The 16,920-nt window shown below is 41.8% G+C and carries 23 protein-coding genes and 3 pseudogenes; 15 read left to right on the forward strand and 11 right to left on the reverse strand.

The features are described 5' to 3' along the window. Nucleotides 1–124: 124 nt before the first annotated feature. The 4 genes and pseudogenes from IM456_RS20465 to IM456_RS20480 all read left to right on the forward strand — a co-directional run. The gene (locus tag IM456_RS20465) at nucleotides 125–325 is read left to right on the forward strand and encodes a hypothetical protein (RefSeq protein ID WP_287693255.1); all 201 of its coding nucleotides are present in this window, start codon (nucleotides 125–127) and stop codon (nucleotides 323–325) included. A gap of 283 nt (nucleotides 326–608) precedes the next feature. After that, nucleotides 609–1,532, forward strand: coding sequence for a hypothetical protein (locus tag IM456_RS20470; protein ID WP_287693256.1), 924 nt, complete (start codon nucleotides 609–611; stop codon nucleotides 1,530–1,532). Then, the gene (locus tag IM456_RS20475; protein ID WP_287693257.1) at nucleotides 1,516–2,076 is read left to right on the forward strand and encodes a hypothetical protein; all 561 of its coding nucleotides are present in this window, start codon (nucleotides 1,516–1,518) and stop codon (nucleotides 2,074–2,076) included. Before IM456_RS20470 ends, IM456_RS20475 begins: the two co-directional genes overlap by 17 nt. A gap of 20 nt (nucleotides 2,077–2,096) precedes the next feature. Continuing rightward, nucleotides 2,097–2,213: pseudogene (locus IM456_RS20480) on the forward strand (PEP-CTERM sorting domain-containing protein); the annotation flags it as partial. Between the two features lie 241 nt (nucleotides 2,214–2,454). Here the strand turns inward: IM456_RS20480 and IM456_RS20485 are convergent. The 5 genes and pseudogenes from IM456_RS20485 to IM456_RS20500 form a co-directional block, all read right to left on the reverse strand. Beyond that, a complete protein-coding gene (locus tag IM456_RS20485; RefSeq protein ID WP_002756029.1) occupies nucleotides 2,455–2,721 on the reverse strand; it encodes a Txe/YoeB family addiction module toxin in 267 nt (88 codons plus the stop codon). Further along, nucleotides 2,714–2,974: a type II toxin-antitoxin system Phd/YefM family antitoxin gene (locus tag IM456_RS20490; RefSeq protein WP_002736246.1), complete on the reverse strand. Its 261-nt coding sequence runs from the start codon at nucleotides 2,972–2,974 to the stop codon at nucleotides 2,714–2,716. Before IM456_RS20490 ends, IM456_RS20485 begins: the two co-directional genes overlap by 8 nt. Before the next feature lie 285 nt (nucleotides 2,975–3,259). Further along, a pseudogene (locus IM456_RS23430) lies at nucleotides 3,260–3,473 on the reverse strand (putative toxin-antitoxin system toxin component, PIN family); the annotation flags it as partial. A 203-nt stretch (nucleotides 3,474–3,676) separates the two neighbouring features. After that, nucleotides 3,677–4,588, reverse strand: a complete 912-nt coding sequence (locus IM456_RS20495) for a hypothetical protein (protein WP_272081709.1) — start codon at nucleotides 4,586–4,588, stop codon at nucleotides 3,677–3,679. Between the two features lie 91 nt (nucleotides 4,589–4,679). Next, nucleotides 4,680–5,633, reverse strand: a complete 954-nt coding sequence (locus tag IM456_RS20500) for a branched-chain amino acid ABC transporter permease (protein WP_287693258.1) — start codon at nucleotides 5,631–5,633, stop codon at nucleotides 4,680–4,682. A 199-nt stretch (nucleotides 5,634–5,832) separates the two neighbouring features. On the opposite strand from IM456_RS20500, the gene IM456_RS20505 reads away from it, so the two are divergent. Further along, nucleotides 5,833–6,024, forward strand: a complete 192-nt coding sequence (locus IM456_RS20505; protein WP_287693259.1) for a hypothetical protein — start codon at nucleotides 5,833–5,835, stop codon at nucleotides 6,022–6,024. A gap of 285 nt (nucleotides 6,025–6,309) precedes the next feature. Then, nucleotides 6,310–6,882, forward strand: a complete 573-nt coding sequence (locus IM456_RS20510; protein WP_149986198.1) for a manganese efflux pump MntP — start codon at nucleotides 6,310–6,312, stop codon at nucleotides 6,880–6,882. A gap of 17 nt (nucleotides 6,883–6,899) precedes the next feature. Here the strand turns inward: IM456_RS20510 and queC are convergent, their stop codons facing one another. The 4 genes from queC to IM456_RS20530 all read right to left on the reverse strand — a co-directional run bounded on the left by queC (nucleotide 6,900) and on the right by IM456_RS20530 (nucleotide 9,046). Further along, on the reverse strand, nucleotides 6,900–7,598 hold the full coding sequence (queC, locus tag IM456_RS20515) for a 7-cyano-7-deazaguanine synthase QueC (protein WP_287693260.1): 699 nt from the start codon (nucleotides 7,596–7,598) through the stop codon (nucleotides 6,900–6,902). Beyond that, the gene (locus IM456_RS20520; RefSeq protein ID WP_045359920.1) at nucleotides 7,598–7,960 is read right to left on the reverse strand and encodes an aspartyl protease; all 363 of its coding nucleotides are present in this window, start codon (nucleotides 7,958–7,960) and stop codon (nucleotides 7,598–7,600) included. The genes queC and IM456_RS20520 overlap by 1 nt, the downstream gene beginning before the upstream one ends. After that, nucleotides 7,957–8,274, reverse strand: coding sequence for a hypothetical protein (locus tag IM456_RS20525; protein WP_002799114.1), 318 nt, complete (start codon nucleotides 8,272–8,274; stop codon nucleotides 7,957–7,959). The genes IM456_RS20520 and IM456_RS20525 overlap by 4 nt, the downstream gene beginning before the upstream one ends. Before the next feature lie 154 nt (nucleotides 8,275–8,428). Beyond that, nucleotides 8,429–9,046, reverse strand: a complete 618-nt coding sequence (locus IM456_RS20530; protein WP_149986200.1) for a 7-carboxy-7-deazaguanine synthase QueE — start codon at nucleotides 9,044–9,046, stop codon at nucleotides 8,429–8,431. On the opposite strand from IM456_RS20530, the gene IM456_RS20535 reads away from it, so the two are divergent. From IM456_RS20535 to IM456_RS20545, 3 genes are all read left to right on the forward strand, one after another. Then, complete coding sequence (locus tag IM456_RS20535) at nucleotides 9,023–9,580, forward strand: Ycf51 family protein (RefSeq protein WP_271974991.1); 558 nt, start codon at nucleotides 9,023–9,025, stop codon at nucleotides 9,578–9,580. The two genes, IM456_RS20530 and IM456_RS20535, sit on opposite strands and share 24 nt — an antisense overlap. 20 nt (nucleotides 9,581–9,600) lie before the next feature. Next, nucleotides 9,601–10,710: an iron-containing alcohol dehydrogenase family protein gene (locus tag IM456_RS20540; RefSeq protein WP_012265683.1), complete on the forward strand. Its 1,110-nt coding sequence runs from the start codon at nucleotides 9,601–9,603 to the stop codon at nucleotides 10,708–10,710. Between the two features lie 313 nt (nucleotides 10,711–11,023). Next, nucleotides 11,024–11,245 (forward strand): hypothetical protein, encoded by a 222-nt coding sequence (locus IM456_RS20545; RefSeq protein WP_002799107.1) that lies wholly within the window; start codon nucleotides 11,024–11,026, stop codon nucleotides 11,243–11,245. Nucleotides 11,246–11,332: 87 nt separating this feature from the next. Here the strand turns inward: IM456_RS20545 and IM456_RS20550 are convergent. Beyond that, nucleotides 11,333–11,422: pseudogene (locus IM456_RS20550) on the reverse strand (helix-turn-helix domain-containing protein); the annotation flags it as partial. 89 nt (nucleotides 11,423–11,511) lie between these two features. Here IM456_RS20550 and IM456_RS20555 point away from each other — a divergent pair. From IM456_RS20555 to IM456_RS20575, 5 genes are all read left to right on the forward strand, one after another. Beyond that, on the forward strand, nucleotides 11,512–12,645 hold the full coding sequence (locus IM456_RS20555) for a HetZ-related protein 2 (protein ID WP_149986202.1): 1,134 nt from the start codon (nucleotides 11,512–11,514) through the stop codon (nucleotides 12,643–12,645). 117 nt (nucleotides 12,646–12,762) lie between these two features. Next, nucleotides 12,763–12,921 (forward strand): hypothetical protein, encoded by a 159-nt coding sequence (locus IM456_RS20560; protein WP_170915472.1) that lies wholly within the window; start codon nucleotides 12,763–12,765, stop codon nucleotides 12,919–12,921. A 2-nt stretch (nucleotides 12,922–12,923) separates the two neighbouring features. After that, entirely contained in the window at nucleotides 12,924–14,450 is a 1,527-nt protein-coding gene (locus tag IM456_RS20565) for a cryptochrome/photolyase family protein (RefSeq protein WP_149986203.1), read from the forward strand. Nucleotides 14,451–14,558: 108 nt separating this feature from the next. Beyond that, nucleotides 14,559–14,900 (forward strand): translation initiation factor, encoded by a 342-nt coding sequence (locus IM456_RS20570; protein WP_149986204.1) that lies wholly within the window; start codon nucleotides 14,559–14,561, stop codon nucleotides 14,898–14,900. A 9-nt stretch (nucleotides 14,901–14,909) separates the two neighbouring features. Next, entirely contained in the window at nucleotides 14,910–15,377 is a 468-nt protein-coding gene (locus IM456_RS20575; protein ID WP_149986205.1) for a TspO/MBR family protein, read from the forward strand. Between the two features lie 371 nt (nucleotides 15,378–15,748). Here IM456_RS20575 and cobM read toward each other — a convergent pair whose 3' ends face one another. Further along, the gene (gene cobM / locus IM456_RS20580; RefSeq protein WP_149986206.1) at nucleotides 15,749–16,537 is read right to left on the reverse strand and encodes a precorrin-4 C(11)-methyltransferase; all 789 of its coding nucleotides are present in this window, start codon (nucleotides 16,535–16,537) and stop codon (nucleotides 15,749–15,751) included. 209 nt (nucleotides 16,538–16,746) lie between these two features. Between cobM and IM456_RS20585 the strand changes: the two genes are divergently transcribed. After that, nucleotides 16,747–16,920: helix-turn-helix domain-containing protein (locus IM456_RS20585; RefSeq protein WP_287712803.1), on the forward strand; the 174-nt coding region annotated here is incomplete at its 3' end.

The raw sequence follows: 16,920 nt of genomic DNA on the forward strand, positions 1-16,920 counted from the left end.
CTCTGCTCTTTCTTCTTCTTTAAGAGCTTTTTGTAAGTTTTTCTTTTCTTCTAAGTCTAGGAAATCTTTGGCTGGCATAAGTAGGATTTTTCTCAAGTTACTATTTCTATTTTAGGTGGTTTAAGTGCGTTTTAGCTTACTCACTGTCTTCTGGCAATCCCCCAGAAAGGAGCAGATTTGTACTGAACTGGGGGATGGGGTGATTTTAATTAAGGATTCCACCAGTGGCGAGCCGATTGGCTTGGAAATTCTCTCCTATCGCCCTGGGGACAATCGCTTTGATGCGGTGAGCGTCGAATTGGGGCAGTTGAGTCCCGTCCGTTGATATGGGTCGTTATTCTGGTTGTGCTGTAACTCCAAACTCATCTGGGCGTTGAGGAGGCGTTTCCTGGGGGATGTCCCTATTGTCCCAGGTGAGTCCGTGTCAGGGAGGGGAATGTAAAGATTTATTAAATTGTAGCTTTTGATACAGTTGTGGGGGGGGAGTGTGTATAGTTTTGTTGTCCGCCATTGGGGTTGGGTGGGGCTGTTGCTTGACCTGGCTGCGAGGGGAGTGAGCTCATTTTAAGTCATCCAATTTAAAAGTGAAAATACGGATTAAAAGTAACATGAATAAAACAACAAAAGTATTGGAAAAAGTAATTACTGTTCCTAGCCTCAGTTTTTTGACGGTATTAGTAGTTATCATCCCAGGAATTCGTTCTGTAGAAGCACAAACAGCACCAATTCCTGCTCCTAACCCAATGGATATATTATGCAATGGTAAAAAGTTAGGAACACTTAATATTACTGATTACAGCACGGCTAAATTCACGGATAAAGATGGGAACAAGGTTGTGGGGGCTAATCTAGTTGCTAAGTTTACAAAAGCTGATCCTACTCAGTGTAATTATGACTTCAAATGGATTCAATCCATTTATGATGGGAAAGGAACTATCGGACAAAACAACGGAGCGACTCTTCCTTATCTAGACCCTTATAAACGCGATGATAATCTACCGTGGTATTGGACAGAAAAAGAGAATTCAACTCTTGACATAGGGGTAAATGGTTCTAACGGACCTGGCTCAATGTTTTCTGATGGTCCTTCTCAATCCGAGGACAATGCCGGAAATTTTATCAAATTTGAAACTGCATTCGTTTGTGTCAATGGTTTAACTATCTCATGTTTAAAAGGTTTCACCTGGGGATATGAAGTTCTTCCTGACAAAACATCTAAACTCTTTGATTTTCAATGGCTTAATGATGCTACAAATAATTTAAAAGCTCCTGTAATAGCTTGGGATGGCACTAAGAATAACAGTGGTGGAGGCACACCTGTAGGATATAATTTTTCACAAGATTGTAACTGTGTATGTATCCCAGAGCCTAACCTATCATGGTATGTTTTTGCTTTCGTAAGTTTCGTGGCTGTAGCAAGTAGATACCGCAGTCTTAGTTCTGCTCGTCCCGATCAAAATTTTAAACCAGGGTCAAATATAGCTTACTTTGTATCTTCTGTTAAGGAAGCTTATAATGTCTTCTCGAAATAGTATTATCTTGATGATTATAATATCAATTATCCTGCTTTTGGGATTATGCTATACAAGAGCAGGAAATTTTCTAAATTCTCATGTTGATTCAAGGAGTAAAACAATTAATAGTCTAATTGTTTGGGGATCTGAGCAAGGCGGATTACGTTCTCGCATTTGGACAGATAAAACTGTTTTTAGTATTAATGAGCCTATTCTTGTTTATTATGCTATTCAAAATGTATCAAAAGAACCACAAACTATTTGGCATAGTGGTTTTTGGCCAAACCATCTTATTAATGTGACTGATTCAGAAGGTAAAGCAGTTAAATTAACTCCTTTGGGAGATCAGAATCAAAGAGCGTTTTCTCCTGGTGGATATCGAGAAAAAAATGTCCCAGTTGTCTTGACTCCTAATGCAGTAGATAGTGCTTGGTCAGAGATTAATTTGCATGAATATTTTATTTTCAAAAATCCTGGAAATTATTATGTCCAATACCTTTATCAAGAAAATAAATCTATTCAAGTAAAGAGTAATGTTCTTAAGGTCATTATTAAAAAATAAGTTTCTTTTGGCTGTAACTTGAACCCACCTCAACTCTCAGCCTTCTCGCGCTCGGCACACTCGGCGCAGCCTCAACTCTCAAGCGCCAACTAAAACCCTCCCAATCCACCGAAAAAGAAACCACAAAAGTAGGCTAAATTGCTTCTAAAAATACCATAAATGCCCCTTCATTCAGTCAGTTGAGGAGGGGAATTTATATCGTATTTTTATGTTATCTTGGGGGTATTTATACCGTTTTGCGGAAGGCAAAAGTCTTATACCATAAACTTTTCACGTTCCTAGTATGTGCCTCACTCATTCGCAAATTGCTATATTTTTACAATCCAAGTCAATCATTTTCAGTCTATAATGTTACCAGTGTAAAATAAATAAGAGGGGTTATTCATAATGAGTCCACATCCGTATAACTTTGACAACCTTCTCTTCTGGAATAACCTGATAAACCAAACGATGCTGAATATTAATACGTCTGGAATAATAGCTCGCTAAATCGCCACTGAGTTTCTCATAAACAGGATAAGATTGATACGGATTTGACTTAAGAATATTTAATAACTCGTTAGCTTGTTTTGCCAACCCAGTACGAGCCAGCTTTTCAGCATCTTTTTTCGCTTGTTTGGTAAAAACCAACTGCCAATTATCCATTTAAAATTGCTCTGATACCCGCCTCATCCACACAATCTTCAATAGAAGTGTTGCCACCTTCAATAATTGAATCTACCATACCAGGAATAGAATACAAATAAAGCGTTTCTTGAATAGAGTTCCAATCTTCCTCAGCAATTAAAATAGCATTCTTTTTCGTACCAGATAACAAAATTGGTTGATGATTATCATTGGTATCATTCACTAATTCATCAATTTGTTCTTTGGCTTCAGTAACAGTAACAATTTTCATGTAACTATCCCTTAAATTAACAACAATAGTGCAGCCGATTTGTAAGGATTCAGGTGCCTCAAACGCATTCACAGAGAGGCTTCTACAATCTCAAAACTCGCCAAACTAACAGATTCATTCTCAATAAGCACGATAATTAAGGCTTTCAGCATTTCTTAATGAGAGTGAGTATTTGGGCGTAATTCGGCCAAATGCTTACCTAGTATAGGTTTGACTGCTTTTTCTATGACCTAAATTCTTACACCGATTTTAACACAAGTTAAGTATTATTCAGGATAATAGCACCTTTTCTAAACATTTGTCAAATTTATTTTTACTTATTCTCGTTGCCAATTCTTGATAAGTTGCCTTGCTCTGAAGAATGGTACATTGACTGATTGATTACTTTTCTGGGTGTTCCTAGTGGATTGAGTAAAGCACTAATCAAAACATTGGTATCTATAACAACTCGATTAGTCTGAGTAAAACTCGTAGGTTGGGTTGACGCAAGGAAACCCAACAACTTCCAGGAATATTTTCACAATCTTGGTTGGGTTTCGCCTTTTGAGCCGATTGGTAATACCTGCTCAATAATGATAGCTCAACCCAACCCAGGGCTAGAGCGTCTGAGGGAATGCTAGATTTGACCATGACAGTAACTCAGCAGACAAACTACCATCAGGATTTTGGCATGAAAATTCATGGCTTGAGCGGACTAAAACTTTAATCTTTTCTCAATCTTTCTAACAGTTCAGAGCGGGATAAATTCACTAAAGAAAGAAGTAACCCGGTGCGTTCTGAGATGGGAAGTTGGGCAATCTGTTCAACTAGACCAGACAATTCCGAATCTAGGGTTCCAAACCGCCCTTCCAGAAGACTAGCTATCAGCGAGAGTTGTCCCTCTAAAGTGCCTTCCTGTTTTCCTTCTATTTTCCAATCTTCTCGCTGTTTTAGATAGGCTGGTGATAGGTTCATGATGTCCTCCTGTTCCTCGCTACTTAAATTATCTCTCAATTCCAAATTCTTACGCCAGTTGGCTAGAATTTCTAACAAATTTTCTTGAAAAGAGTTATCTTCTGGCAATTGAACTAACTCTTCTACGGCTCTTTTTTGTGTTTCTCCTTTTCCTAAAACCCTCAACCATAAAGTGTCTTCACTCACTGGTAACTGGTGGATGGCAACGATTGCCACTTTGAGGAAGTCAGCTAAAAAGTAAACCCCTTTTAACCAATTCCTCTCATCGCTGTCAGCCCTGAATCCTTGAATCATTCTAGCTGAAAAGGTGGGGGTGAGAATCCATAAAACTGGCAATTCTGCGACCGTCAGAGTTTTGTTTGCCCGTTTCGCCTTTCTTAACAGGTCATTATGAACAGTATATAACTTTGATATACAACTGCGAATCTCTATTTCTGAGGGCGGGTTACGGAAAGGTTCAAACAAACAGGAAGTCGCCGCCATTTTTCCGAGTAAACCTAAAGGGAGTTCGGTCCTTGATGGTGAACTGGCCGGTTCAAACCAGACATCTATTTCTTGAACCTCACTTTTCACTTTTTTACTCTTTTTTATGGTTCCTAGAGGCGCTAACAGTTCCTCTAAATATTCCTTGGCAAATTGGTCGTGAATTTGGCGGGTCATTCTCGGAGATGACTGAGAATATAAAGGGGGATAAACTATCCTATTATATCATTAATTAAAAAGGAATCCAATCGACAACATTGATCCATAACTAGGAATCAACTTGACTAAGAGAGGAACGTCTTTTAAAAGGAATTAGTTTTTTGATTAATTCAGGTGTAATTAAGCCTTGAGGATAAAAAATCGTTCCCAAAACGATTAAAATTCCAAAAATAATCAAACGACCATCGCGCAAGAAATTCCCTAACCAAATTGGTAAACCATTCATGCCGCCGAGGGCGCGTAAAACTTCGGGCAAAGCAGTTAAAACAATGCCGCCCACCACGGGACCGACAAAAGTTCTGGAACCACCAATTAAAACAAAAGCCAGGAAAATAATACTAGAATCAAAGGTTCCTTGACGGGAATTCCAAGTATTGAGAAAATGGGCGCTTACCGCTCCCACAACTGCCGCTAAAACTGCCCCGAAAGTGAAGGATAAAACTTTGTGATAGGTGGGATTAATTCCCATAGATGCAGCTGCCAATTCATCGGCACGAATGGCATTAAATGCCCGACCAATTTTGATGTTTTCTAACCGATAGAGAAACAGCATAGTTAGGAATAAGAGGGGCAAGGCCAGCCAAAGGTAGGCTAATTGAGTAGTGAAGGGTTGGGGAATGGCGAAAATACCGACCGCACCGCCGGTTATATCGAGATTAAGGGCAATAATTCTCAAAATTTCTACCCAGGCGATTGTGGCAATAGCTAAATAAATCCCTCGCAAACGCAGAACAGGAATACCTAAAACTATGGCTAATATTCCTGAAATAATGCCAGCAATTAACATTTCTAAAAAGACCAAAGTAAGGGGATAATTGCTACCAGTATTAGTAAAAACTTTCGTGGAAAGAATGGCGGCCACATAACCGCCTAAAGCGTAAAAACCGGGGGTTGCTAAGGATAATTGACCGGCCATTAAGGGCAGATAAATTGAAATGCCTAATATGGCTCCAAATATCATTGAAACAATTAAAAAACCATAGGTGTTAAAAAAATCAGCCATATTTTCAGTGAGCGGTTATTGGGGGCTTAAGTTGCTGGAGTCAATTAGCTAATTTTATCACCGTTCTCTCCCACCTCATTCTCTGGTAATTCTCGAAATTATCATAATTTTTTACTTGGCACTTTTCCTATATGGTAGCGTTCGCCACCTTAAAAGCAGACGGGATGATCGATGATGGGAAAAGGTATCTTTCTTAACTTTGTCCTGGAAAAAATTCGGGGGAATTTATAAAACAGCAGGATTGGTTCCTCGGACTCATAAGGCTGAATTTCCCGATAAAATCACAGTAACGGGCGAAAAAGTCCTAGAAGCTGAGTATATCATCAGTTTTACCCCAGAAGCGATCCATCAGGTGCAGGCGATCGGTGAGGAACCAGTAATGTGGTTTTAAACCTTTTCAATTCGATCCTCTCACTAATTAAGTAGCTGGTTATAATTAAATTAAAAATGGATTTTAGGTTCGATCCCCCCTGCCCCCTTGATAAGGGGGGTGCCGATCCCCCCTTAGTCCCCCCTTTAATCCCCCTTGATAAGGGGGGCATCTGACAACTTTTAACGCCTACCTACTTAGGTTAGAGAAATGATAGATAAATGAGAGGATCATGAGATAAATATGAAAGTTTTCTGGGTAAAAATTAGTTAAGATAAGGGGAAATTAAAGGATAAACAACTATAGATGTTTACTTCACTCGAACTTTTAACCACTTCCTTTGTTGCCGTGGGATTAGCCGCCGATGCCGTGGCCGTTTCTCTGACCAGTGGCCTGATGATTCGTCATATTCATGTTAATAAGGCTTTGAAAATTGCTTTGTTTTTTGGGGGATTTCAAGCAATTATGCCGATGATTGGTTGGGGTATTGGTCTAACTTGTCGCGATTTTCTTGCTTCTTTTGACCACTGGATCGCTTTTATTATTCTAGGGGCGATCGGCAGTAAAATGATCTACGAAGCTGTTCAAAATGATGACGAGGAAAAAAAATTTAATCCTCTAGATTCCTATACTTTAATCGGATTAGCGATCGCTACTAGCATCGATGCTTTAGTAGTTGGTTTGGGTCTATCGATGATTAAAACTCCCTTACTTTTAGCTTGCACTGTCATTGGTTTTATTACCTTTGTTTTATGTTTTATAGCTGTTTTTATCGGGCATAAATTCGGTAATTTATTTAGCCAAAAGGTAGAAATTCTCGGCGGTTTAGTTTTAATATTAATCGGCAGTAAAATCCTCATTGAACATTTAATCGCCTAGATTATCTCCATTTTTCACTATGCTCCCCCTTTTCCTGACTGTTTTAAGAAGGAAGTAGCCAATTCGGGATAACCTGCCTCAATTAAAGCCTGATCTCTGATGCGGCAGGAATCGCATAAACCGCAGGGTTCAACTTCTCCTTGATAACAAGACCAAGTATCAGCAATGGGAACCCCTAAACTAACGGCACGACGGACGATATCTACCTTACTATCCATCACCAAAGGGGCAATTAATTGGGGTGCTTTCCCTTCTAAACCCGCTTTCGATGATAAATTAGCTAAAGTTTGAAAGGCTTCTAAATACTGGGGACGACAATCGGGATAACCGGAATAATCCACCGCATTAATTCCTAAATATATCGCCTCCGCTTCCCTTGCTTCCGCTAAAGAAAGAGCGATCGAAATAAAAACTGTATTTCTCCCCGGCACATAGGTAATCGGGATAATATTCGGGTTAATTCCCTCTTGGGGAATAGCAATAGATTGATCCGTTAAAGCGGAACCTCCCCACAAAGATAGATTGACTTCGATCAGATGATGTTCTTTAATATTGAGGAAATTAGCAATTTTTTTCGCCGCCGCTAATTCCCGCTCGTGTCTTTGTCCATAACGAAAGGAAAGGGCGATTAATTGATAACCAGCAGCTAGAGCGATCGCTGCTGTCGTCGCTGAATCTAATCCCCCGGAAAGTAAAATAATCGCCTTTTTTGTCATTACCCTAATGTCACCTGTGCTTGTTGATAATTAGCTACTAAGATAAATTGTTTTAGCCACCGCGAACCTAACAAAATCTCCTTAATTGCCTCCCCTGCAAAGACGGGAATTTCGTATTCTTGACCATCAATTCTTACTCTGCCTAAATATATATCAAAAAATGCTTCTCCTTGAGCGGTTATCAATTTATTTTGTCGCAAAAAACGCCAATCAAGACTGTCAGCATCTTGACTATTTATGGCTAAAAACTCGGTAAAACCCGTATCCAGCATGACTTCTGTGGGTAGAATCAATCCATCATCGCCAACTAAATCGATATCAAAATAAATTTGTCCTTTGGTTCCAAATCTCCCTTCAATCATATTCTGCCACTAACTCCAGTTTCATTAATGCCAAAGATGTGATGAATTTTGTCGGGATATTTTGCCCTTGCTTTTTTACTGGCCACTTCTTGATCGGGATCGATAAAATAATCGCCGCTATCGGGTTCGATCGCAATGTACCAACCATAATAATGTTTCATTAACCGGGGCTGTAAACTCTGAAAAATCGGCCAACAACGATGATAAAATTCTAATTGTCGGGCGCGATGTTTGGCCTTTTCTTCCTCTGTAGATTGCATCTCTGGAAAAACTCGACCACGACGCACTACTCGTTCAGAATTGTTGTTAGACATAGTATTTAACCTCTTGTTAGTAAATTAGGGTTTGGGAATTATGAATTATGAATTGGGGATTGGGGAGAATAAATAAAAAGTAATCTCCTGACTCCTGACTCCTGATAACTGATAACTGACTCCTGATAACTGATAACTGATAACTGATAACTGACTAGCGGACTCCTAAAAACTTATGGGTTTGGAGACTGAGACGCCATTGGGGATGCCGGAGAACATAATTAAAGACTAACTCTTTGCTTTCCACTGTATTCCATTCGGGTTGCAGATATTTGATCACCCCTTCCGATAACTTACTTTCCTGCATAGATGCCCAGTCTAAATCCTCTGGATTAGCCACGACAATTTTTAACTCATTCACCCGTGCATAAATACTAGGATCGGGCATTTTATAAGTTTTAGGAGAAAAAGTCACCCAATCGAAAACCCCAGTAAAAGGATGAGCGCCAGAAGTTTCTAAATGTACCCGTAAACCCTGATTTTTTAATTCCTTGGTCAAAGGATCAAGATTGTGCATCAAAGGTTCACCCCCGGTAATCACCACCATAGCGGGGTTAGCCCCTTTTGCCATCTCAACCAATTCCCGCAGCGATTGTTGTGGATAACGGTGGGCATTCCAAGACTCTTTTTGGTCGCACCAAGGGCAATAGACATCGCAACCTCCCAAACGGAGGAAAAAAGCATTGCTTCCCGTCCAAAAGCCCTCGCCCTGCACAGAATGGAAAGTTTCGACAACAGGATAGGTACAATGGTTTATGCTAACCGTTTTCATAGAATCAGTATTATAGAAAATATGGACATTCCCCTGAACTTTGCCAAATACATCCAATGGTCTGGTATTGCCACGCTGGTTTTTTTGGTACTCACGATTATCGCTTTTCTCGTCGGTTGGGGAATCCGCTTTCGTCTCGTCGGTGTCACTAGCTTTATGGCTGTGTTGACGGTGGGGATTTTCGGTCTTGGGTTAGGATTATTTACTCGTACCGAAATTCCGGGGGCGGTGAGATTCTCCCTTGTCTATGATAACGGAGCTAATCAAGCTGTTATCTCCCTGCCCAATACTGTTACTCCCGAGCAGGTGGAAGCAACCCTAAAACAAGCCGCTAGTGACCTGTTTTCCTCCGGTCGCGCCGGTGCTGGCGGTAATAATCAATTTATCATTAGCGCTCGCACTCTGGTTCACCCTCAGCCCGGTTTATCTGCTCCTTTGTACTTAGGACAGATTAAAAAATCCTTCTCCGCCCCGGGGGATAATACCCCTGAACTACAGCTTTTTCCCGAAAGTTTCGCTAAACTTAGCCAATAATCCTGAGAGGTTGTCAAAAAATGTCCAATGCTGTCGCTGTTTTGCCCCTGTTAATCGCCCCCGCACAAGTGATTCGGGGTGACAATGCCCTAGAAGAATCCACCGGCAAATTAGCGGATTTGGGTAAACGTCCCCTGGTGGTGGGTGGCGATCGCAATTTAGCTTTTTTGTCATCTCCCCTGAAAAATCTCACCCCCAGCTATCACAGTTACGCCCCCGATTGTTCGGAAAATTCCCTGGCATATTTAAAGGCATCTGTCAAGAGTCATGAGGCAGATTTTATCATAGGTGTGGGTGGCGGCAAGGCCCTCGATACGGCCAAATTACTCGCCCATCAGTGCCATTTGCCGATCGCCACGATTCCCACCTCCGCGGCCACTTGTGCCGCTTGGACGGCCCTATCTAACGTCTATTCCGACGCGGGGGCGTTTCTTTACGATCTGTCCCTAGCCCGTTGCCCGGATTTATTAATTCTCGATTACGGTATTATCCAAACTGCCCCGAAAAGAACCTTAATCGCCGGTATTGGCGATGCGATCGCTAAATGGTACGAAGCTTCCGTCAGTAGCGGTCATTGCACAGAAACCCTGATCATTGCCGCTGTCCAACAGGCCCGGGTTTTGCGGGATATTCTTTTCCAAAAATCCCCGGCAGCCCTAGAAAATATCGGCGGGGAGGACTGGAAACAGGTAGTGGATGCCACCGTTTTATTAGCCGGAGTAATTGGTGGTTTAGGGGGCGCTAATTGTCGTACCGTGGCCGCCCATGCGATTCATAATGGTTTAACCCATATTCCCGCTTGCCATCATGCCCTGCACGGGGAAAAAGTCGCCTACGGCATTCTCGCCCAATTGCGTCTAGAGGAAATAGTTTTGGGCAATCAATTGGCAGTATCGGCCCGGGGGCAACTAATCCAGTTTTATGAACAAATTGGTTTACCTAAATCCCTAGAGGATTTAGGATTAAGAGATGTTTCCCTTGCCCAATTGCGCCACGCGGCCGCAATTGCCTGTCAGCCTAATTCGGACATTCATCGTCTGCCTTTTACGGTTTCCCCCGAACAAGTTATGGCGGCCATGGTTTCCACTACCACTGCCGATACGATCGGGCAGAAAGTTAAAGCTAATTAAGGGCAATATTTTCGGGATTTATTAATAAAATTCTCACCTATAGCCCTAGGTTTTGAGCAGCAAATCAATCACAGCCCTCAACTAAACCATCCTGAAAGTCCCCCAAGCCTGAAAATCCTGATGCTGACAATTAAAAGAATAATCACCCTGCAATTGTGGGTTGGGTTGAATGATAGTGAAACCCAATAGGGAGTAAGCGTTGGGGGTGGTGCGTTCCCAAATACAAATTAATGTTAAAGCCACAATGGTTTGAGGGAACGCACCCTACAGGCTCATGCTGAATAGGACAAAAATAAATGGAAGGAGTAAAAAAATGCCGACGATAGATCTAGAGAAAACACGGCAAGCCTGGACAAACTTAAAGCCAATACTCTTTATACCCCGTAGCGAATCAGAATATGAACAATTAGTAATTATGTTAGATAATTTGATAGATGAAATAGGAGAAAATGAAAATCATCCTCTTGCTTCTTTAATGGAAATTTTGGGAATATTAATAGAAAATTATGAACAGGAAAATGTTCCCGAATTATAAATGGTAGGGGTGGTGCGTTCCCAAATATTGGTTAACCTTGAAATTGTCATGTTTTCAGGGAGGACACCCTAGGAAGCGATGCGAGCGCACTTTCCGCACAATTCCTATTTCTCTTCTGCCTAGAGTCCTATCTTGTTCGGGTGTTGGGTAAAATCGGTAGCGATAGGCTTTCTCCATGGCTCAGGTTCTAGCATATATCGTGTAAATGCGCTAATATTCAAACTAAAGCCGTCCTCAAAAGACGGGGTTTGGAACTCAATTTTTCGATGACGACAATAATCGACGAGTTAAGGCAACAATGGCAAGATCGCCTCTCTCAAACAGAGGATTCCTTAACCGATCGCCAACGGGATACCATTATCAATTGGTTACTCGGTGAAGATAGCCAACGTTGGGAAAATTTAGATGAGAGAGATTTAGAAATCGCTAAACGGGGATTAGTCTATCTTTGGCAAATTTTACGGCAACGCTATCTCAAAGTTAGTCCCACCCGCGCCTATCGTAACCTGATTGATCGTCTCGGCGCTTGTGTCACTCTCCGGCAAAAAATTCGCACTTGGGTTTCCTTAAGTCGCGATCGTCGGCAAGCGGTGGCCGATGTCTTGCAAGAAATTATTCAAGAAATGTTAAATAGCGATCGCTATCTGCAATCCCAGTTGGCATGGATCGCTCGTTGTACCAACGATCAAGCTACTCGCGATCAGCTGATGTTAGCCACCCTAGAGGAATACGCCCTGCGTCCGATCCGCAATCAACCCCTGTTAGCCTATCGTTTTGTTAATTATCTCCGTCGTCAATCGAGGAGCGGTATCACTAATGTGCCGCAGCAAGAAATGATCCGGATTCTCTCCGATGAAATTAGTGGCGATGAGGGGGAAAATAGCTTAAGTTTACTGGATCAAAATGCGATCGCTACCTACGAAGATGAACGCACTTGCCAAGAAGCGCAAATTCTCCGGGTAAAAGTTCAAGAGAGTTTTGCTAAGTATCTAGAGGAAAATGTTAGTCCGGAGGCGGTGACTTGGTTTAACCTCTATCTAGGGGGCGAAAGCCAAGATGCGATCGCCAAAGAGATGAATATTCCCATTCAACGGATTTATCGTATCCGGGAAAAAGTTGGCTATCATGCGATTAAGGTTTTTGCCCTCAAGGAAGGGACAGAATTAATCGCTGAATGGTTAGAAATCAGCCCGAAAGAGCATAATTTTGGCTTAACTCTCAGTCAATGGCAAAGTTTCTATGCTGGCCTTTCTCCCACGGGTAAAAGCGTTATCGATGGCTTAAAAGCGGGTAAAACCCTTGAGGAAATCGCCGGCGAATTAAACTGTAAACGCACGCAAGTGGTCAAAGAATGGACGCAACTTTATCTAAGCGCCCAAAGTCTCAGGACAAAAACCTAATCAGTTATCAGTTATCAGTTATCAGTTATCAGTTCACTGAGAAAACTCCCCACACCCCACACCCCACACCCCACACCCCACTTCCCATCCCATTTTTGATTTTTGACTTCAAGAAATATGTGGATTATTAGCAAAAAAGTCGGGGTATTTACCCATTATTTAACCTCTACGGGTACATTTACCCCCAGCATCGACAAAGCCAGTAAATTTTCTGCTCGGGAAATGGCGGATATTATGGCTAAAAAATACGGCGGAATAGTAGAGGCCATGAGATAAGTATGACCATTGGTATTTGGATTTTAGGGGATCAATTATGGACAGGACAAGCGGCCTTAGCTAATCGTCAAGCCTATTCACAGGAAACGCCGGTTATTTTAATTGAATCCCACAATCATATTCGACAAAGACCCTATCATCAGCAAAAATTAGTTTTAATCTGGTCGGCGATGCGTCATTTTGCCGAAGAATTAAAAACTTTAGGATGGTCTGTAACCTACGAAGTTGCTGAAGATTTTGAACCGATTTTATCTGCTTGGATTAAACGATTAGGTATCAAAGAATTACAGATAATGATGCCTAATGATTTACCTTTTCTTAGATTAATCAACAATCTGAATTTAGACTGTGTTATAACCCTAATTGATAATAATCACTTTCTCTGGACTAGGACAGATTTTAATAATTGGGCTAAATCTCGTAAAAGACTATTACTAGAGGATTTCTATCGAGAAAGTCGTAAAAAATGGCAGATTTTAATCGAGGATAATCAACCCATAGGAGGACAATGGAACTTTGATAAACAAAACCGCAAACCGCCCAAGTATGGATTAAAAACTGCTGCTCCTCTTTGGTTTGAACCCGATGAAATTACCCTTCAGGTTATCGCCGATGTGGAAGCTTTAGATATTCCTAAATATGGAAAAATCAAACCTTTTCGCTGGGCAGTAACCCGCCGACAAGCTTTACAGGTTTTGGAGCATTTTATTACTAATTGTCTGCCCAACTTTGGACCCTACCAAGATGCGATGGTAACGGGAGAAGAAACCCTCTGGCATTCCCTATTATCTCCCTATCTGAATCTAGGATTACTAACGCCGTTGGAAGTGATTCAATCGGCAGAAATTGCCTATAAAAAAGATAATTTAGCCCTAAATAGCATCGAAGGATTTATCCGTCAGGTGTTGGGATGGCGGGAATATATGCAGGGAATTTATCATTATCTGGGAGAAGATTACGCTAATCTCAATTGGTTTGAGCATCAACAACCCTTACCGGCTTTCTTTTGGGATAGTAACCAAACCGAGATGAATTGCCTCAAACAAGTATTATCACAGGTGGAAAATACCGGTTATGCCCATCATATTCAAAGATTAATGATTTTGAGCAATTTTGCCTTAATTTTTGGTTGCTCTCCCCAAGAGATTGAAAACTGGTTTCATAGTGTTTTTATCGATGCCTACGATTGGGTAATGCAGACTAATGTGTTGGGAATGGGACAATTTGCCGATGGGGGAATTCTCGCTTCCAAACCCTACGCCGCCTCGGCCAACTATATTGATAAAATGAGTGATTATTGTCGGGGTTGTCTGTATAAAAAAAATGAACGAGTCGGGGATTTAGCCTGTCCTTTTAACTTTCTTTACTGGGATTTTTTGGCACGACATCGAGAAAAATTAAAATCCCAAGGTCGAGTTAATATGATTTTAGGTCATCTCGATCGAATGTCGGCAGCTGAACTTAATCAAATGCGCTGCCAGTCCAACCAATTACGAGCTATCAGTAGTCAGGAGCATAGGAGTCAGTAGTCAGTCGTCATGAGTCAGGAGATTATCTTTATTTATTCTCCCTTCTCTCTGCTCCCTTCTCCCTGCTTCCTTGCAGTCTTAACCAGTAATTTAGATAGTGAACAGCTTATGAGTAAATCAAAAGAAAAAAACCGGATTGCCTATCAGGAATTTGGAGATCAAAGTAATTACCCTGCTTTTGAGCGTTCCATCCCTGAATTACCCCCAAATCAGCAGAATTTGCGAGTACAAACCTCCCGCTCTGGTCGGGGGGGAAAAACCGTTACCATAGTTACAGGTTTTCAATGCCAAACCGAAACTCTGACGAAATTATTAAAACAGTTAAAAACTGCTTGCGGGACGGGTGGTACAGTTAAAGAAAATGCCATTGAGATCCAAGGAGATCATCGCCAAAAAATTCTACAAATTCTCATTGAATCGGGTTACAAAGCCAAAATTAGCGGAGGATAGCTTAAAATCATGATTCCCTCTTGGTTGCTTATCGGTGTCGTGGGATTTTTGGTAGCGTTAGCTGGGGGATTACTCAATTCTCGCGATGTACGTTGGTTTGCGCGATTGCGTCGTCCCGATTGGTTAACCTTTGAAAGATTAATCCCTCTTATCTGGACAATTATCTATATTTGTGGGGCAATTTCTGCTTATTTAGTCTGGGAAGCTCAACCGGCTAATCGCTGGTTTTTGATGGCTTTTTATCTGTTGGTGGAATTGACTATTACTGCCTATACTCCCGTCACCTGTAAACTACGCAGTCTCAAAGCGGGAACGATTATCGGAGGTACGGGTTTTTTCTTGGGTTTTCTTCTGGCGCTATTGGTTTTCCCTGTTTCTTCTTGGGCGGGCATCCTACTCCTACCCTACCTGATTTGGAGTCCGATCGGTACCTATGTGACTTGGGAAATGATCCATCTCAATCCTAGGGATGTATAGATAGGTAAAGTGGGATGTGTTAAAAATTAACACATCCCACAGGTCTTATTGCCATCTACCAACTTGAAAATCTAGACTGTTTTTTCCGCTCTAACTCGCTCTACCTTTACCTTGGCAGGAATGGAGCAATCAAGGAAGTTAGGAACCTCCTGACGACAGTGAGGACAATACCAGTAGGCACGACCAACCACAAGGTGACGAAGGGTAATTCCCGAACATATAGGGCAGCTGTGCATGGACTGTTAGACTAATTTTAAACGTTTTTAAAATTGTCCTACCTCCTACTGCGATTTTAAACAAAATCGCCGCTCTTTGACTCTAACTTTAGGTAGAAACCTAGTGTTTCTTTCGATAGACTTCCCAGAAAATACCTAAGAATGAGGACGGAAAAGATGGGAATGTTGCGGGTGATAAAGTTGCGATCGAGTTCCTGTAATCTGGTTTAAAGCGGGACTAATTAGATAAAGGGTAGTTCTAGTTAGATTTTCCCGATGGGTTAATTGGGCCATCTCTGACAGGGGGACAACCCAGATTTTTTCGTCGGGCCAACCGAGACGGAAACAAATGGCCACCTGTTGCTCTGGTGGGTAGTATCTTAGGAGTTTTTCCTGGGCTTTGTCAACGTGACGGGCGGCTAAATATAGGCATAAACTGGCTTTATGGGCGGCTAAAGAGGCTAATTCTTCACTTTCTGGCATGGGAGAGGCTTTTCCTTCCACCCGGGTTAGAATAATTGTCTGGACTAATTCCGGAATCGTTAATTCTAGGGCCAATTTGGCCGCTAATCCTTGAAAGGCACTAATTCCGGGGATTAGCTGAAAGGGTATATCTGCTGCTGTCAAAAGCTCAATTTGTTCTTGGATGGCACTATAGAGACTTAAATCCCCCGATTGCAATCGCACCACCGCTAAACCCCGACGCACGCGATCGATCATTAAAGGGATAATTTCCTCTAGGGTGATGCTACTGGTGGGAATTAACTCGGCATCTTGACGAGTATCCTCAAGAATCTGTTTGGGGACGAGGGAATCAGCAAAGAGGATAACATCGGCTTTTTGGAGAATTTTATAGGCTTTTACCGTCAATAATTCCGGATCTCCGGGGCCCGCACCAATAAAATAGACGGCCGGGGAGAGCGCCGAGGAGTCAATTAAAGTCATACTAAATCCTGTTTAAAAGGGGTGTGGGGTGTAGGGTGTGGGGATGTGGGGATGTGGGGATGTGGGGAGAATAAATAAAAACAATCTCCTGACTCCTGAATACTGAATCCTATCATCGAAAATTTTGGGTCTGAAACCCCGTCGTTCTACGACGGCTTTACTGTTAAATATGAGCATCGTTTACGAAATATATGCTAGTGTGAAAGGACATGGAAAAAGCCTATTCGTTTCGATTTTACCCCACACCCGAACAAGAGTCGCTATTGCGGCGCACTTTGGGCTGTGTAAGATTAGTTTACAACAAAGCTCTCCACGAACGAACACAAGCTTGGTATGAAAGACAAGAAAGAGTAGGCTACGCTCAAACTTCTTCAATGCTAACC

This window comes from Microcystis sp. M079S1 (assembly GCF_020246425.1).
Lineage (GTDB): Bacteria > Cyanobacteriota > Cyanobacteriia > Cyanobacteriales > Microcystaceae > Microcystis > Microcystis aeruginosa.

Bases quoted from the DNA above. Each gene is read 5' to 3' on its own strand.
- IM456_RS20470 (WP_287693256.1), top strand. From the start codon at position 609: ATGAATAAAACAACAAAAGTATTGGAAAAAGTAATTACTGTTCCTAGC.
- IM456_RS20475 (WP_287693257.1), top strand. From the start codon at position 1,516: ATGTCTTCTCGAAATAGTATTATCTTGATGATTATAATATCAATTATC.
- IM456_RS20485 (WP_002756029.1), bottom strand. From the start codon at position 2,721: ATGGATAATTGGCAGTTGGTTTTTACCAAACAAGCGAAAAAAGATGCT.
- IM456_RS20490 (WP_002736246.1), bottom strand. From the start codon at position 2,974: ATGAAAATTGTTACTGTTACTGAAGCCAAAGAACAAATTGATGAATTA.
- IM456_RS20495 (WP_272081709.1), bottom strand. From the start codon at position 4,588: ATGACCCGCCAAATTCACGACCAATTTGCCAAGGAATATTTAGAGGAA.
- IM456_RS20500 (WP_287693258.1), bottom strand. From the start codon at position 5,633: ATGGCTGATTTTTTTAACACCTATGGTTTTTTAATTGTTTCAATGATA.
- IM456_RS20510 (WP_149986198.1), top strand. From the start codon at position 6,310: ATGTTTACTTCACTCGAACTTTTAACCACTTCCTTTGTTGCCGTGGGA.
- queC (WP_287693260.1), bottom strand. From the start codon at position 7,598: ATGACAAAAAAGGCGATTATTTTACTTTCCGGGGGATTAGATTCAGCG.
- IM456_RS20520 (WP_045359920.1), bottom strand. From the start codon at position 7,960: ATGATTGAAGGGAGATTTGGAACCAAAGGACAAATTTATTTTGATATC.
- IM456_RS20525 (WP_002799114.1), bottom strand. From the start codon at position 8,274: ATGTCTAACAACAATTCTGAACGAGTAGTGCGTCGTGGTCGAGTTTTT.
- IM456_RS20535 (WP_271974991.1), top strand. From the start codon at position 9,023: ATGGTTTATGCTAACCGTTTTCATAGAATCAGTATTATAGAAAATATG.
- IM456_RS20530 (WP_149986200.1), bottom strand. From the start codon at position 9,046: ATGAAAACGGTTAGCATAAACCATTGTACCTATCCTGTTGTCGAAACT.
- IM456_RS20540 (WP_012265683.1), top strand. From the start codon at position 9,601: ATGTCCAATGCTGTCGCTGTTTTGCCCCTGTTAATCGCCCCCGCACAA.
- IM456_RS20545 (WP_002799107.1), top strand. From the start codon at position 11,024: ATGCCGACGATAGATCTAGAGAAAACACGGCAAGCCTGGACAAACTTA.
- IM456_RS20555 (WP_149986202.1), top strand. From the start codon at position 11,512: ATGACGACAATAATCGACGAGTTAAGGCAACAATGGCAAGATCGCCTC.
- IM456_RS20560 (WP_170915472.1), top strand. From the start codon at position 12,763: ATGTGGATTATTAGCAAAAAAGTCGGGGTATTTACCCATTATTTAACC.
- IM456_RS20565 (WP_149986203.1), top strand. From the start codon at position 12,924: ATGACCATTGGTATTTGGATTTTAGGGGATCAATTATGGACAGGACAA.
- IM456_RS20570 (WP_149986204.1), top strand. From the start codon at position 14,559: ATGAGTAAATCAAAAGAAAAAAACCGGATTGCCTATCAGGAATTTGGA.
- IM456_RS20575 (WP_149986205.1), top strand. From the start codon at position 14,910: ATGATTCCCTCTTGGTTGCTTATCGGTGTCGTGGGATTTTTGGTAGCG.
- cobM (WP_149986206.1), bottom strand. From the start codon at position 16,537: ATGACTTTAATTGACTCCTCGGCGCTCTCCCCGGCCGTCTATTTTATT.